This is a genomic window from Spirosoma horti (assembly GCF_054776595.1).
On the sequence record NZ_BAAHBQ010000001.1, the window covers coordinates 129,959 to 146,254 of the forward strand.

Annotated in this window: 10 protein-coding genes and 1 other RNA gene; 6 read left to right on the forward strand and 5 right to left on the reverse strand. The window is 50.2% G+C overall.

The window, feature by feature from the left end:
* The first annotated feature begins 43 nt into the window (after positions 1 to 43).
* The 3 genes from ACYVAM_RS00680 to ACYVAM_RS00690 all read left to right on the forward strand — a co-directional run bounded on the left by ACYVAM_RS00680 (position 44) and on the right by ACYVAM_RS00690 (position 7,166).
* Positions 44 to 5,071, forward strand: a complete 5,028-nt coding sequence (locus ACYVAM_RS00680) for a phage tail tape measure protein (RefSeq protein WP_461062904.1) — start codon at positions 44 to 46, stop codon at positions 5,069 to 5,071.
* Position 5,072: 1 nt separating this feature from the next.
* Positions 5,073 to 6,482, forward strand: coding sequence for a hypothetical protein (locus ACYVAM_RS00685; RefSeq protein WP_461062906.1), 1,410 nt, complete (start codon positions 5,073 to 5,075; stop codon positions 6,480 to 6,482).
* 126 nt (positions 6,483 to 6,608) lie between these two features.
* On the forward strand, positions 6,609 to 7,166 hold the full coding sequence (locus ACYVAM_RS00690; RefSeq protein ID WP_461062908.1) for a hypothetical protein: 558 nt from the start codon (positions 6,609 to 6,611) through the stop codon (positions 7,164 to 7,166).
* 57 nt (positions 7,167 to 7,223) lie between these two features.
* Here the strand turns inward: ACYVAM_RS00690 and ACYVAM_RS00695 are convergent, their stop codons facing one another.
* Together ACYVAM_RS00695 and ssrA are read right to left on the reverse strand one after the other, a co-directional pair.
* Positions 7,224 to 8,423 carry a tyrosine-type recombinase/integrase gene (locus tag ACYVAM_RS00695; RefSeq protein ID WP_461062910.1) on the reverse strand — a complete coding sequence of 400 codons (1,200 nt, stop codon included), beginning with the start codon at positions 8,421 to 8,423 and terminating at the stop codon, positions 7,224 to 7,226.
* Between the two features lie 98 nt (positions 8,424 to 8,521).
* Positions 8,522 to 8,895: a transfer-messenger RNA gene (gene ssrA / locus ACYVAM_RS00700) on the reverse strand.
* A 175-nt stretch (positions 8,896 to 9,070) separates the two neighbouring features.
* Between ssrA and ACYVAM_RS00705 the strand changes: the two genes are divergently transcribed.
* Positions 9,071 to 9,712, forward strand: a complete 642-nt coding sequence (locus tag ACYVAM_RS00705) for a hypothetical protein (RefSeq protein WP_461062912.1) — start codon at positions 9,071 to 9,073, stop codon at positions 9,710 to 9,712.
* A 14-nt stretch (positions 9,713 to 9,726) separates the two neighbouring features.
* Here ACYVAM_RS00705 and ACYVAM_RS00710 read toward each other — a convergent pair whose 3' ends face one another.
* Positions 9,727 to 10,707 carry an alpha/beta hydrolase family protein gene (locus ACYVAM_RS00710; protein WP_461062914.1) on the reverse strand — a complete coding sequence of 327 codons (981 nt, stop codon included), beginning with the start codon at positions 10,705 to 10,707 and terminating at the stop codon, positions 9,727 to 9,729.
* A 190-nt stretch (positions 10,708 to 10,897) separates the two neighbouring features.
* Here ACYVAM_RS00710 and ACYVAM_RS00715 point away from each other — a divergent pair, with 190 nt between their 5' ends.
* Positions 10,898 to 11,455 carry a DUF6580 family putative transport protein gene (locus tag ACYVAM_RS00715; protein WP_461062916.1) on the forward strand — a complete coding sequence of 186 codons (558 nt, stop codon included), beginning with the start codon at positions 10,898 to 10,900 and terminating at the stop codon, positions 11,453 to 11,455.
* Between the two features lie 66 nt (positions 11,456 to 11,521).
* Here ACYVAM_RS00715 and ACYVAM_RS00720 read toward each other — a convergent pair whose 3' ends face one another.
* Both ACYVAM_RS00720 and ACYVAM_RS00725 read right to left on the reverse strand, forming a co-directional pair.
* On the reverse strand, positions 11,522 to 14,164 hold the full coding sequence (locus tag ACYVAM_RS00720) for an MGH1-like glycoside hydrolase domain-containing protein (protein WP_461062918.1): 2,643 nt from the start codon (positions 14,162 to 14,164) through the stop codon (positions 11,522 to 11,524).
* Positions 14,165 to 14,275: 111 nt separating this feature from the next.
* Complete coding sequence (locus tag ACYVAM_RS00725) at positions 14,276 to 15,085, reverse strand: SDR family oxidoreductase (protein WP_461062920.1); 810 nt, start codon at positions 15,083 to 15,085, stop codon at positions 14,276 to 14,278.
* A gap of 455 nt (positions 15,086 to 15,540) precedes the next feature.
* Between ACYVAM_RS00725 and ACYVAM_RS00730 the strand changes: the two genes are divergently transcribed.
* Positions 15,541 to 16,146 (forward strand): T9SS C-terminal target domain-containing protein, encoded by a 606-nt coding sequence (locus ACYVAM_RS00730; RefSeq protein WP_461062922.1) that lies wholly within the window; start codon positions 15,541 to 15,543, stop codon positions 16,144 to 16,146.
* Positions 16,147 to 16,296: the final 150 nt, after the last annotated feature.

Genomic DNA, 16,296 nt, shown 5'->3' on the forward strand with positions numbered 1-16,296 from the left:
TTTGTAGGGTATTTCTTCGCTGTTGGTAAAATCCACCAGCACTATGCAACTCAAAGAGGAAGCCCTGTTTACGCTCAAATTTGACGGTAAGCCCGTCATCAATGAGTTGGGAGAAATTGAAAAAAGACTCCAGGAGGTTAAGGAAGCGCAGAAATCAGTAGAACGGGGGACGAAAGAATGGGCCGACAATAAGGAAGACATCAAAAAACTCGAAGCCGCCTTAAAAGCTGTGCGTGAAGAGATGGGCGTGTCGGGTATGACGGTTCAGCAGCTTGAGACCTACTACCGACAACTCAATCGGGAAATCAAAGATTTGACCCCCGGCACGGATGCTTACATTAAAAAAGCGGGCCAAATAACGGAGGTCAATACCGCTCTATCTACGCACCGGCAGACCGTCCGGGGCGTCAACGAAGAAATCGAGAAACAGCCGTCGCTCTGGGAGCGGGCCAAATCGACCGCAGTTGGCTACATGGCTGCGTTCGGCGCTACCGAAATGCTGGAGCGGGCATTTAGCTTCGTTCAGGATGGCATTAAAAAAGCACTCGCACTGTCGGATATGATGGCCGGTGTGGCTAAGGCCACGGGTCAGAGTACGGAAGAAGTACAGCAACTGTCGCAGGAGCTAGATAAAATAGATACGCGATCCAGTAAGGAAAGCCTGATGGATATTGCCCAGATCGGGGGTCAGTTGGGCGTAGCCAACACTGAACTGCTGGGTTTTGTCAAGTCGGTCGATATGGCCAACGTTGCCCTAGGGGACGAGTTTTCGGGTGGGGCCGAAGAGGTTAGTTCAAAATTGGGTGGTCTGCAAAAACTGTTTAAAGAGACAAAAGACCTCCAGGCTGGCGAAGCCATCAATCAAATTGGCTCCGCCATCAATGAACTAGGGGCATCAGGATCAGCTACTGGTCCTGTTATTGCTGAGTTCACCGCGCGCATTGGTCAGCTAGGTGATCTAGCACCCGAGATTAGCCAGACGATGGGGTTGGGGGCCGCTTTCCAGGAATTGGGGTTAACCGCTGAGATTTCAGCGAGTGGTTTGAGTAATATACTCAACAATGCGGCTATGGCAACGGGTTTATTCGCTCAGCAAATTGGCATGAGTGAAGAAGCCTTTAAGAAACTAATTCGGACTAATCCCAACGAAATGTTGCTGAAGTTGGCGGATAGTCTCAAGGGGGTTCCAGCCGATGAACTTGCCGGTAGGATGTATGATTTGGGCATCCGATCCGATGAGGCCCGCAAAGTCATGTCGTTGTTGAAGGATCAAACTGATTTAGTTCGTGAAAAACAGCAGCTGGCTAATAAGGCAATGGCCGATGGTACCAGCCTGCAAAACGAATTCAACACGGTCAACAACAATGCCGCTGCTCTGTACGATAAAGCCCAAAAAGCAGTTGCATTGATCGCAACAGAAATTGGTCAGGCCCTGCTACCAGCAATCGTTAAGGGTACGCAAGGCATGGTTGCTTTCGTCAATATCATTCGGGCCGTACCCGAATTCGTCAGTGAAAACAAGACCAGTTTTGCGGCTCTGGGCGTGGCGGTACTGGCTTTCAATGGTAATCTGATTGTCGCTACAGCCTCCAGCATTGCCCATGCCGCTCAGGAAAAAGCCCGCCTGGTGTGGACCAATTCCGCTACGGCTGCTCAATGGCTCCTGAATACGGCTATTATGGCCAACCCAATTGCCATGATGGTCACCGCTGTAGCCCTGCTGGTGGCTGGCTTTACGGCGTTGTACAACAATTCTGAAACGCTCCGGGGCATTATTTCAGGTACCTGGGAAGCGATGAAAACAGGTGTCGGGTTACTGGGTGACTTAACTAAACTATGCGTCAACTGGATCAAAGAAGGACTGGAGCCCGCCCGGCCTGCTCTGGAAACACTGGGTAACTGGCTGAAAACCGTTTTTGGTATCGTTCAGCAGGCCGCTTCCTGGCTGGGTGATCTGACCACGGCCACTGGTCAGTTTATCAGTGGTGGCCTGAACCGGATGAGTAGTGCGCTGGAGCCAGTACGTCAGGCACTGGCCAGCTTTGGTAACATGATGGATGCCACAGTCACGAAGATCAAGTCCGTTGGCTCAGCTATCGGCTCGTTTCTGCACGTCGATGATATTGTCAAAACAGTAAAAACAGCTGCTGGCCAGATCGGTGAAGCGTTCAACAAAGGCTACGGAGAAAAGCTGGATGAAGGTAAACCCAAAATATTGGCATCGAACCAGAAGATGCTCGATGATAAAAAAGCAGCTGGGGCAAAATCTGCTAATGAGTTAGTTACCATCGTAACGGATTCGGAGCAAAAAGCCCTCGATAAAAAAGCTGCTCAGAACGAAAAACACCGGGCATCGGAGGCCAAAAAACAGGCTGACCATGAGAAGAAAGTAAACGATGAAGCCATGAAGGCCAATAACGAGGCCTTGAAAAAAATTGAGGATGCCCGGGTTGCGGGTATCAAAGATGACTTGCAGCGTGAAATCGCCAAGATTCGGCAGAAACGAGATGCTGAAGTTGAAGCCATGATGGCTAGCAAGGCCAGTTCCGAAGTGAAAGCGGTGTTCGAAAAAGCGCTCAACGATCAGATGATCCGGGACATTGAGAAAGCCGAAGCGGACCATCTGAAGAAAAAAGAGAAGGAAGATGGGGAAACGGCCAAACGCATCCTCGACCTGAAGGTCAAACTGTCGGGGGATGAAAAAGCGGACAAGCTGCAAAAACTGGAGGATGTAGCCACGGCCCAACGTGCCCAGGTTGAAAAGGATATCAAGCTGGATACCGATAAGGCGACCATGCTCAAACAGATTAACGATAATCTGATCAAGGATAAAGAGCGGGTCGAAGAAGAGTATCGTCGGAAGAATGCCCAGCAGACCCAAGCCCTTATTGATGCCCAGTTTGGGGCCACGCAGACCGATGCCCAGAACCGGTTATCGCTGGCTGGCTCTAACGCGCAGGCCATCTTTACTATCAAAAAGTCGATGCTCGATGCCGAGTATAACTACAACCGGCAGAAGCTGTTCAATGAAGCTAACGAGGAAAAAGCCCGGAATAACGAGTCGATCAAAGATGCGGATCGTCGGGCAGCGGCCAATAAAGCCATCGATGAAAAACTGGCGGCCGACAAAACGGCCATCGACATTAAGTACGAAACCGATAAAACGACCCTGACGGTCGAGAAAACCGAAGCCCGGAGGGCCAACCAGCAGCAGTATTTCTCGGCTATCAAATCGCTGATGGATGGTGATTTTACGGCTTTCACCAGTATTCTGACCAAGAAATTATCGGGCGAAACCAAGCAGCTGACCGATAGTCAGAAAGCAAACGTTGAGAAAATTGATAAGGTGGGTGAGTATACGGTGATGGCCGTACAGGCCCTACAAAAACTCTCCCAGATGGCGCTCGACAAAGAACTGGCGAACATCAAAAAGGAGAAAGATACCCAGATCGCGTCGTGGAAAGAAAAATACGATAAGGGCCAAATCAGTAAGGAGGAGTACGAAAATAAGGTTGCTGAAATCAACAAAGAAGCTGACCAGAAAACGAAGGTCGCCCAGTTGGAGGCTTTCAAGCGTCAGCAGAAACTCGACATTGCGATGGCCGTCATCAACGGCGCCCAGGCTTCGTTGAAGTCCCTCGCCATGCTTGGCTGGCCACTGGGTCTGATTGCCGTAGCCGGTGCGGTAGCGACAACCGCTGTGCAGATCGCGATGATCAAAAAACAGCAGCCGCCCAGCCTGACTAAAGGGGGGCAGATTCGGAACGCTGGTGTGCCTTCTGGTCCACGTCATGGCTCCAGCTATGGCGATTCGGGCCTGAGCATCACGCGTCGGGATACGGGCGAAGAAGTGGCTGAAATGGAAGGGGGCGAGCCTATTATGGTGTTATCCCGCAACACTTACAGCAATAACCGGGGCGTAGTGGATCGGCTTTTACATTCATCGCTGCACCGCAATGGTGCCCCAATCATGTTGAACGGCGGTATATTCGGCTCCGATGGGGGCTCGTATGGTGACTCACTTCGGAAGGGTGGTGTGCGCCTATTCGCGGATGGCGGCTGGATGGATGAGATCAACAACAACGATGCTGGCAGTCCGGGTGGTGGCGACGGGGGTGGTGGTGATAGTAGCGGGGGCATGAGCAGTGAAAGCACCGCCGACCTGCAGGGGCAAATCGACGAAAGCCAAAAAGTACAGGAAGCCATTGCGGCCAACACCCTGGCCACCGTCGATACACTGAAACTGGTGATGACTAGCCTGGCTGATATTCAGCAGCAGGTAAAAACCGATTCGGGTACCCACCAGACCATGATGATGGGCCTGCGGAGCGAACTGGTGAATGGGTTGATGAACCAAACGATCGCATTTGCCCTGCAACATCTGGCGACTCGGGAGTCGTTCAGCAAAGATTTGGCCACCCTGCAAAGCACCCTAAAATTTGAACTGCCTAGTTTGGGTCAGGATTTGACCCAGGAGTTTGTGAGTTTGCGGACCACGCTGGCGCTGGGTCTGTTGTCACTCCGGACAGGCATCAACACCGATGTGCTGAGCCTGAAAGAGGTGACCAAAACCGGATTGACCGATCTGCAAAAAACGGTGCATGATGATTTGGTTAAACTCACGACGACGACCAAAACGGAGGTGAATAGTCTGGAAAAAACCAGTCACCTCGATTCGTTGGCAATGGAAAAACTTCTCCAGCAGGAACTGAAGTTGTTGGGTCTGAACGTGCATACCGATTTGAATGCGATGCAGCTGGCGCAGGCCCTCCAGGCCCTGACGCTCCGCACCCAGACGCACAAGGATTTCGTTGACCTGATTGATGCGCTAAAAGCTACGATGGATGAGTTGCAGACCAAAACCCATCAGGACTTGTCGAACCTGGCCACCTCGAATAAAACTGAACTTCAGGGTGTACAGGCCATTCTAAATTCAAGTCGCTCGGAGCAAGGCTACCACACGGGTTTACTGAACCGAATCGCCAATAAAGATTTGTCTGTATCTGTGCAGACGTTTGTAAACGTATTCAACCAGATCGACGTCGTAGCCGACCGATCAAACTTAAAATAACATGATTGACATTCGCATCGATGGCGAGTCGGCAGACCTGCTACCGACCACCACCCTCACGCTGGAGCGGTTTAACCCCCTGCTCGACTTCGAAACCATTCAGGGTTCACGCGTGTACGGGTTCGACCTGCCCGATACACCGACCAACCGCCGGCTATTGGGTTATTTTTATCAGGACCAGGTAGGCTACCAAACCCGCGTATTTCGCTGTGAGAAGTACGTGTACGGGCAACTCATCGAGCAGGGCTTCATCTTGATTCACGAAGTGAAGTCAACCGGCTTTAGTCTATTTTTTACTCAGGATTTAGGGAAAATTTTTGGCGACAGCCAAACGTTACTGCTTTCGCAGCTGAGCCTGGGCAACGATGTGATCGCCCCACTAGCTAGCGCCAACCACCTGACCGACCGGTACTGCTTTCCAACCGTCCAGAATACGTCATTTTACGGAAATCAGGTCGTGGACGGATTCACCGGCTTAGTTAATGAATACACCCTCGCTACCGGCTACAGCCTAAATGCGAGGGTGCCTATGCCCTTCATAAAATGGGTGTTTCAACAGTTCGGTAACCTCACAGGTTGGACCTTTACGGGGCAGTTCTGGCAAGATCCCGATTTGTGTCGACTGATTTTTTACAACCTGTTCTCGCTCGATGGTCAGTCAACCATCAATAGCAATAATCACCTGCCCGACCTGACGCTGACTAACGTGCTGATCGACCTGCGGAAGCTGTTTAACTTGTATCTGGAGTTCGACGTACGACGTAATATCTGTACAATGGATTTTGGGGCCGACGTGATCGCCAGTGGTGATATTGTGGACTGGACCGACAAGGCGGACCCCAGACACGTCAAAGCGCCTGACCTGGTTAACCGGCTGGAGCTGTCGTATGATATCGACAGCAACGATGCGCTGATGAAACCGGTACCGCCCGCGATGGATATCTACACCACCGCCGAAACGACCATTAACGAAGGGGGCACCACTCTGCCTATAAAATCCCGTTTTTCGACCCTGACAACCGATCCGTTGACCGGGCGAGCAATGACCCAGCAGGCCGGTATATCCCCCAACAACAAAGACAGTAAGAATAATACGACCCCAAAATTCCTGTTCTGGCATGGGGTGGTGAATGGCCAACCGCTGGCCACCTCCGCTCATGGTAACCGGTCATTGAATTGGCATGGTCCGAATAACCTCGTCGATGGCGGGTATCGTCGGTTTGAGGCCTTCAAAGGCAATGCGTTCAACCTGACCAAACTGGTGAACCTTAGCCCCCCCGATCTGGCCTTGTTCTCGTTCCGGAAGAAAGTCCACATCAAAGGAGTCAACTACATTGTTGGCTCGATGAAAGCCAGCTTGGGGAACGACCGACAGTCCATTCCTACAGAGGTACAACTTTTAAGAGCCTGATCGCGGGAAAGTACAAGAAATCTTAAAGTTTACCGCTGATACTAGCATAACGGCTACAAATTGATTAATCGGTCACCTAAATACTTGATAGTTCATATAAAACGTTTCCAAGTAAAAACGTTTTATATGAAAACTAGCTTATACTTATACCTTCTGGCCCTTTTAATGAACCTGCCGTTCCAGCAGGTTTACGCTCAAAAAATAGTCTCCGATCAACCTCAAACCACGTTTCATTCTGGCAGTTGGCAAGTAGGCGCAAAAGCGGGATACGGTCGAGGAAATTTGCTAAAAAATAGAAACAGCTTTCAACTTCATGCAGGCTATTTTCCAATTAAGCAACTAGCTGTAGGCATAAGTACAACTTTGTCTAATGAATGGATTGACGACCTTAGCTTCAAAGATGTCTCAGTAGGCCCCTACATACGTTACCAATTTGTAAATACCTGGATCTCTCCATTTGTTGAAGTTTCATATCAGATAGGTAGGCGAAGTTCGAATGATGTGGCTGGCGTAAGATATTCGGGTATACCTATGCAAACAATGCAACTTGGTCCTGGCTTGAGTATAGAGACAATAAAATTTTTACGTTTTGACCTCAGTTATCGATTCGAGTGGCTTATTCAGACACATAATACCCAGTTAGTTGGCCTGCCTCTGATAGGACTTACCTATCTGTTTAAGTAGCGATCAGCCTTACGCGCGGGTGACCTCCTTGAAAAATTCAAGGAGGTCACTTATTTTTTAAAAATCGGGAAACTTATGAATCTGGTCTGAATTGTCAATCCGAATCCCTAAATCCCGTAGATATACAATCGTCTGCTTTATATCCGAGTGCCGGCATTGGCGTTTGATCAGGTCAATATCCTGAGTTGCTTCCCAAAGGGCTATGGCTCCCGTATGTTTCCAGCTGTACAGGTCATGACCGGTTGCCTCCAAGCCGATCGCCTTCAGTACTTCGACGTGACGCCGGTAAATGTACTTCGGCCCTAACAAGTCAGGCCCTGGCTGATCATCGTAGCTAAAGACATAATGAGTCTCCGGAAACTCCCTTATCTTATGCTGCTTAATGATCCGCTCAAAAACCTGTGGAATTTCTACATACTCCGCATCGTCATTTTTGGCGTGTTCAGCAGGTATGAATACAGCCGTTTTTCGGATATCGCCAATCTTCATCCGTCGGACTTCTTCACCAGGTCGGAAGAAGGTGTAATAAATGAACTGACAGAACAGCATTAATTGCTCATACCCATGCTCTTCACAATATTTCCGAAAGGCTTCACGCTGGCGATCGCTGAATGCTTTATGCTTGTGGTTGTTTTGGGGCAGCTTACTTGAATCTTCGAACGGGTTATCTTTAAACTTTTTGGTCTTATCCCGTTTAATGAAAAACTTGAAAAAAGTAGTTACTGACCCCCTTGTATTGTTTCTGGTACGATTGCTCAACTTCTCAACGGTGATCAGTTCATCAAGGAATTCCTGAGCATCGACCGTACTGAATTGAGTTAGTCGGTATTTTTTTGGTTTATGCCTGATCAGATAACGCTTTAACAGCCTAAGTGCGGTGGTGTAAGTCTTCAGCGAGTTACCCGATAAAGCTTGCTTAACGAATACCAGGTATTGCTCGATAGCATCAGTAATCGCAATATCATTGAGGGTAGCCACTTTTTGTACTGGAGATACCACTGGCTTTACGGGTTCCTCCGGGTCTACTACGTGCCCCTCTTTAAGCAGTTTTTTGACCTCCTTTATTACCTGTTTAGCATCAGCCAACCGGGCCTCGACCGTCTTACCCGAAAGTACGACTCGTTTCCGCTTTATCTTACGATGCTTCTCCGACCAAACGCCATACTCAACAACCCATTGCTTGGCCAAGTCATTATCATCCGGCTTCGACAGGAAGGGTTCTTTATAGGGGTATTCAGCGCTATTGTTGGCTGGCATTCTGAATGTTTGATAGATATTTCTTTGCCATTTTCTTGCCATTATTGACCCTATGACAAAAATAAGCCCCGTAAGCGCTTGACTTACAGGGCTTTGCAAAGTGGAGACGGAGAGATTCGAACTCTCGTCCAGTCAAGGAACCCGTCGTGCCTTCTACATGCTTAGGTACACTTAGGATTGTCGGGAATCGGCCCGGTGTGTACCAAACCAAGCTTCATCCGTAGGTGCTTGTGTCTTACTCGGCCGTTAACACCATAAACCGAGCCAGCGCTGCGAGTCGATGCCTCCTGATCCAGCCAGCAGCACGTAGGCCGGGGAGACAATGGCTATTGCTTAATCCTCCGGATTAGGCAGCCATGGCGTAGTTATATTCGCCAGTTATTGTTTTGACGATTTGTTTGGGCGGGAAATACCGTCAACTCCCGGCATGCTTACACGCGACCTCAGCAAGCTGTCAATTCCGGTCGTCCCCAAAACTGAAGCGCTTCCGCGTTTCTGCATTATCCTAACTTGTTTACCACGGCTTTGGTTCGCTGTTCAGGCTCATTAATCACACATTTTTTTAAGCCAATCAGCCAAACTTATCCACCTCAAAACAGTTATATAGGCACCGGATGTACTAAATATGCCGTTATGGCGATACGTTCATGACGTCTACCTCTTTTGAAACCCTTCTGTATCAGCACCTGACGCCTTTGTTCCAGCGGCATCAGTTTCAATTATTGCCCGAAAAGCGACAGTACCGAAAACTAACCGATGAAGGCTTTCAGACCGTAACGCTGCTGCCAACGTTTTACGATCATCAAACCCTGCTCGACATTCAGCTTGGCTGTCGGAATGACCAGGTTGAACAAATCGCGCAACAGTTCCAGTCCAGTCAGGCCATCAGCCGTCCGGATGCGAACACGCTCACTGCTTTTCTTACTCAGTTTGCTGATTACACATCGGTTCGTTTCAGCATCCATTCGGAAAAAGAGCTTCTCTCGGTCTGTGACCAGATCGGGCAGTTTTTTGTTTCGGTTGGCTTCGATTTCCTGACAGCCTCCTGTGCCCTGCCCGCCATTGATCGGCTGCTCAATGGACAACCCGAACAGCCCTGTCCGTTTTTACAGAATCAAATGCATCGCTGCTATAAGGGACTTATTTCGGCCAGCCTGAACCACAACCGGCATGTCGCTGAACTGATCGATACCTACCGCCAGGTGTTTATTCAACAAACGCAAAACCCTTACGAGCAAATTCGCTTCGAACGATTGATCGCTTTTCTACGGCATTACTCCGCCAATTGACCCGTAGCTATTTTTCAGGAACGCTTCCGGATCACAAACTGCTCAATGGCCGTAGCCAGACCGGGGGTGATCGGCAGCTCGGGCTTGTTGTATGTTTTGATATTTTCCGTCTTGTCGCTTCCGTCCACATTTTTGAGGATGTGGTTCATCTGGTCGAACAGCATCAGGGTCGCATCGGGTCGGGCCGCTTTGAGTAAGTCAGCATCGGTGACGGCTACCTGTAAATCTTTTTTGCCCTGAATAAGCAGGACCGGACCTTTGAACGCTTTGATGACAACTGCCGGATCGTATTTCATCCACGAAATGAGTCCCGGCTGCGCTTTTGGCGACAGTTGGGCTTTCAAAATCAGATTTTTGGGATGCACCGTCTGGCCATTCCGCAACGAGTCCAGCGCGCCGTCCACCTCGGCCTGTAGCGCTTGCGGGTTGCCCGCCATGCGTCCCTGCTCTTTCATCACATCGGTAATATTTCTCCCCGCCCCGGCAATCGATACGAACCCGTTTGCCTTCGTTTCCTCGGCCGCGAGCATACCCACCAAAGCCCCTTCCGAATGCCCGGCCACAATGACCTTCGAAAACCGTTTGTCGGCCTGGAGCTGACGAATAAAACCAACGGCATCTGATACATAATGCCCGAAGACGAACTCTTCCGGCTTAATGACCATCTGGGCGGTTTTCAGGTTCGTGCCGGAACCACGCTTGTCATAGCGGGCAACGGCAATTCCTTTCGTGGCCAGGCTATCGGCCATCATCCTGAACGCGTTCGTTTTCAGGCCGTATGGATTGTTACAATCCCGGTCGGTTGGACCGGAACCAGCAATGAGCAATACTACCGGCACGGCTTTTTTTAGCTGGCCTGGCAGTGTCAGCGTACCTTCGAGCGTTAATTCGGTCCCGGCAGGCACCGTAACGCGGTAATGCATCGGTTCTTCCGTTTGCGCAAACGATTTGAGACAGATCGACAGGAGGAGGATAAGCGCGGAAAGGTGGTTCATAGGAGGGAATAAAAAGTTTATGGAATTACATTGACCGGCACATAGGCCATAAATTTGGCTTTGCTGTGTCTATTTATGGCGTTACCTTTGTTAACCGTTTAGCAACTTACCTGATTTTACGGAAAGTTTCCCAACCTTGTTCTGAGTTGGCTACTTTACACTCGTTAAGACAATAACTGTTGATTTTATCATGAAGCCCCTTCAAATCCGCTTAACCACCCTTACCGTCCTTGTTCTGGCGACTGCTCTGTTTCGCCTGGTGCCGCACTGGCCGAACTTCACGCCCATTGCGGCTCTGGCCTTATTTGGGGCTGCCACGTTCGAGCGGAAATGGCTGGGCCTGGCGGTTCCGATGGCAGCCATGCTGCTGAGCGATGCGCTGATTGGTTTTCACGGGAGCATGGGGGCGGTCTATTTCAGTTTTGCGATGACCTGGCTATTGGGCCTGTGGGCAGTTCGCCAGACAGCGTTGCAACAGCCATCAGTTGGTCGCATCGCGGCTGCCTCGATTGCCTCTTCGATCCTGTTTTTTCTGATCACGAACTTTTCGGTCTGGTACGGCAGCACGTTTTACCCACAAACGGCGGCCGGTCTGATGATCAGTTATGCGGCTGGACTGGCTTTTTATAACGGCTCCAATTTCTTCCTGAATGGTCTGGTAGGTGATTTATTCTTCAATGGCCTGCTCTTCGGAAGTTATTACCTGCTCCAACAGCGGTTTTTGGTACTTCGGCCCGCACGCCGGTAGTATCCGGCGGTTCGCTATTCTCTGATTACAAACATGCCACGGTCTCGTAAAGAAACCGTGGCACATTTATTTTCGGTACTTCCGATTGATCAACTCGGCAACCAGACCCGTCCAGCCGGTTTGGTGACTGGCTCCTACCCCGCGGCCATTGTCGCCGTCGAAATATTCGTAGAACAGGACATAGTCGCGGAAATGAGGGTCCTGGTATTTCGGATGCTGCCCATAGACCGGACGTTTTCCATCGGCATCAAGGGTGAACAAGCTAATGAGTCGGTTAGTCAATTCGTGGGCTACCTGCTTAAGTGTAATCTGTCGGCCAGACCCAACCGGGTATTCAACGGTAAAACTATCGCCAAAATAGTGGTAGAACCGATCCAGACTTTCGACTAACAGGTAATTTACGGGCATCCAGACCGGCCCCCTCCAGTTGCTGTTTCCCCCGAACATACCACTATCGCTTTCGGCTGGCGTATAGGTTAGCCGGAAGGTCGTACCCTCCAGGGTAAACTCATAGGGATTGTCCTTATAGACTTTTGAAACAGCCCGAATGCCGTGCGGACTCAGGAACTCCCGCTCGTCCAATGCCTTTGACAGGAGCGCTTTCAGGCGGAATCCACGCAACAGGCTAAGTAATCGTTTTTCGTCGACTCCTTTTTCCGTATAGCGTGATACCTGATTATACAAATCAGGGCGGTGGCCCTGAAACCAGACCATTCGCTGGACAAAGGCGGGGTTCGCCTGTAATAGTTCATCATCGAGCACCTCGACCGCAAACATTGGAATCAGGCCAACCAGCGTGCGCACCCGCATTCGTTCCACAGTGCCATCATCCATGCGCAACTGGTCGTAGAAGAAAGCATCCTCCTCATCCCAAAGCCCGATGTTGCTATGGCCAATGTTGGTAATAGCCCCGGCTATGTATAGAAAATGATCAAAGAACTTGGTCGCCATTTCGTCATAAACCGAGTCGTGGCGGGCCAGTTCAAGGGCGATCCGCATCATATTGAGGGCATACATAGCCATCCAGCTGGTGCCGTCGGCCTGCTCCAGATGGCTGTTACCGGGAAAGATCGTATTCCGATCAAAAACCCCGATGTTGTCGAGACCTAAAAACCCACCCTCGAAAATGTTATTCCCTGACTGATCCTTCCGATTCACCCACCAGGTAAAATTGAGCATCAGTTTATGAAAGATGCCCCGCAGAAACGTTAAGTCCTCCTCTCCGGGCGGCTTCCGTTCCAGTTCCAGGTGGTAGATGCGCCAGGCCGCCCATGCCTGCACGGGCGGGTTCACGTCCGAGAAATTCCACTCATAGGCAGGCAGTTGGCCGTTGGGGTGCATAAACCACTCATTGGTGAGCATCATCAACTGCTGCTTGGCAAGACCAGGGTCGATCAGGGAAAGAGTGACACAATGAAAGGCCCAGTCCCAGGCCGCATACCAGGGATACTCCCATTTGTCGGGCATGGATATGACCCCGGCATTGATCAACTGCAGCCAGGTATGATTGCGACCATGCGACCGTTCAGGGGGTGGTGGTGGGCTGTTCTCATCACCAGCAAGCCAGCGCGACACGTCATAATAGTAATACTGTTTGCTCCAGAGCATACCGGCAAACGCCTGCCGCTGCACCAGCCGCTCGTCGGGGGTTGCTTCGTTCGGGTGAACCTGGGCATAAAACTCGTCAGCTTCTTCTTGCCGCCTGGCGAAAATCGAATCAAAATCAGCAAACGGTGTCGTCAGGCCCGTGCCGGTCTGGCCCGTTGCTTCGAGCCGAAGCCGAACCACAGCCGAGCCGCCCGCTGCTACCGTTACCTGATAATGGGCAGCGGCCTTGGTGCCCGTATGAGCCGGATTAACCGTGTTGGCTCCATAAAGTACATGGTCGTGGATGCCATCTTTGGGATAGGGCGAACCCGTATGAGTATCATACAGACGGGCCATATTGGTTTCGTTTTCGCAAAACAACCATTCCGGATCACCGTCGGCGTGTAGAATGTAACGTCCCAGGGCGGAGTCTTCAACGGATACTGTCTTGTCAGGTTGCAGAATGAGCGACGGCCGGTAGTTGGGCACACCATCCGAATCATCGCCAAATATCCAGGTGTTCCGAAACCAGAGCGTTGGCAGCACATGCAACATAGCCGTTTCCGGCCCGCGGTTATGCACCGTAATCGTCATCAGAATGTCCTGCGGCCCGGCTTTGGCATACTCGACAAAGACATCAAAATACCGGTCGGCATCGAACAGGCCCGTGTCCAGCAATTCAAACTCAGGGTCCAGCCTGCCCCTGCGTCGATTCTCGTTTAAAAGCTGTTCATAGGGGTAAGCCGCCTGCGGGTATTTGTACAGCATTCGCTGGTAGGCATGCGTCGGGGTGTTATCCAGGTAGTAATAGAGCTCTTTAACATCTTCTCCGTGGTTACCTTCGGCATTGGTCAACCCGAAATACCGCTCTTTCAGAATCGGGTCTTTCCCATTCCAGAGCACCAGCGCCAGACAAAGCTGCTGCTTGTCGTCGGATATACCCGCGATGCCCTCCTCACCCCACCGGAAGGTATAGCTCCGGGCCATATCGTGCGTTGTGTAATTCCAGGCATCTCCGTTCGAGCTGTAATCTTCACGCACGGTCCCCCATTGGCGGTCGGAGACGTAGGGACCCCACTGCCGCCAGGCAGGATCTTCTAAACGATGGTGTTCGGTAGTCAAGCGATGTTACGAGTATGTAGGGTATATTATACAGGCTGTATGATCTATGGTTTCGGGAAATCATACAGTCTGTATAATATATCCTAGCCCCTAGATCATACCGCTTCCTGCCTATCCATTTGATGCGAAGCCTTCAAAAACGGTCATGCCGCCGTCGATAAAGATACTGGCGCCCGTGATGTAGTCCGATTGATCCGAAGCCAGAAAAACCGCCAGATTACCGATATCGGCAGGCTGCCCGATCCGATTGTAGGGAATCAAGGTCATCAGGCTGTTCAGCGCCTGGGGTGTTTCCCAGGCTGACTTGTTAATGGGTGTTTGAATGGCTCCAGGGCATATGCTGTTAACCCGAATCCGTCGATCGCCATATTCCTGCGCCAGCGACTGCATCAACATTTTAACGCCACCTTTCGAGGTAGCGTAATTAACGTGTCCGCCCCAGGGGATGAGTTCGTGAACTGAACTCATGCAAATGATTTTTCCGGTTGCTGCCGACACCTCGGGCCGTGGGCCGCGACGCAAAAATTCCCGAATGGCCTCGCGGGCACACAGGAACTGGCCCGTCAGGTTAACGCTAATGACTGTGTTCCACTGCTCCAGAGTCATTTCGTGAAATTTTGCATCCCGCTGTAAACCCGCGTTATTGATCAAAATATCGACCGTGCCAAACTGGGCGACAACATCGGCAAACAGTTTACTCACCTGGTCTTCCTTCGTGACATCGCACTGAGCAACGATACCTTTACCTCCTTCGTTGGTTATTTCACTCAGTACGGCATCGGCAGTATCCTTACTACTCTCGCTGGGGTAATTGACAACAACCGTAGCGCCGGCAAGTGCCAGTGATTTTGCGACACCCGCCCCTATACCACTACTTGCTCCGGTGATTATGGCAACCTGTCCTTTTAATACCTGCTCCATGAATTTCTTAATAGGTTTAGTCTATAAGCGCCTTTCGCCTGCTTTTGTTAAGGACAATTCAGAAGTCATCGCTTCCACAATTCAGGTAGCAAACGTACAGCGGAGCCAGCGGCCATCCAACAAATTAATCAACTGTTAATCCAATAATCGCGCGGAAAAACGGCCCTTACCGGCTGCTTCAAATTTGTACTATTTTTGACAAATTGGATTTTAAGGATACAAATTAGACCCACAAACGTATATAGTCCTAAAAATTAGAATTATTAGAAAAATACAATTGATACGCAAAAAATATGGACTTGTTGTACTTTTCTAATAAACGCCCTAATTTGCTCAGAAGGAATATAATTAAAAAATGAATGTTTCGTAAAAGACTGGTTTTCAGCGGTAGCCCTATTGCATAAGATAGGGCTAAGGCCACACCTTTGTCCCGGTAAAACAAAAATTTCAAACCAATGAAAAAATTCCGTTTAACAGTAGCTGTCCTTTTATCAGCAATCAGTCTGGCAGGCATGGGAGATGCCAAAGCAGACACAGGATCAGGAATGAGTGGTGTGAAAGTTGAGAAGTCCGAGCAAAAGAAAGTACGCATTTATACACAGCCGGGAGCATCGGTTGACGTGGCGATCATTGACGCAGACGGCAACGTTCTCTATCGGGGATTTATTTCTAAAAATGCCAAGCGGGCTACTTCGTTCAACCTGAACAATTTGCCGGATGGTCAGTATTTCCTGACGGCCAGCAACAACGCCTGGTGGATGTCGCAGGGGTTAACGATCAAAGCAAATGCGCTCAATGTAGACGAACGCGGCCTGCAACAAATGACCGAACCAACCCTGACCGCTTACGAGAAGAATAAAATTGAAGTGGTTCTGCCTGCGAAAAACATCAAGGAAGCAAACGTAGCGATCTACGATGCACAAAATGTTCTGGTGCAGACGGACACGTTCAAAGGTTCGGTTCGTCGGTTCGATTTGTCAGCTCTTCCTGATGGCGCCTACACATTTGTTGTTGGCCCCAATGAGAAGAAGTTCATCTCTCGCGTGGCGATTCAACACTAACCATTCTGTGGTATAAAGCATCCACCTTCCTATAATTCAATACACTTTCTCAACACACGTGACTAGTCTTTTCGGACAAGCTAGTCACCACTAAATTCCAGCCCGCTGCTTTCTTACGAAATGCAGCGGGCTTTTTTTGTGTCCATAATT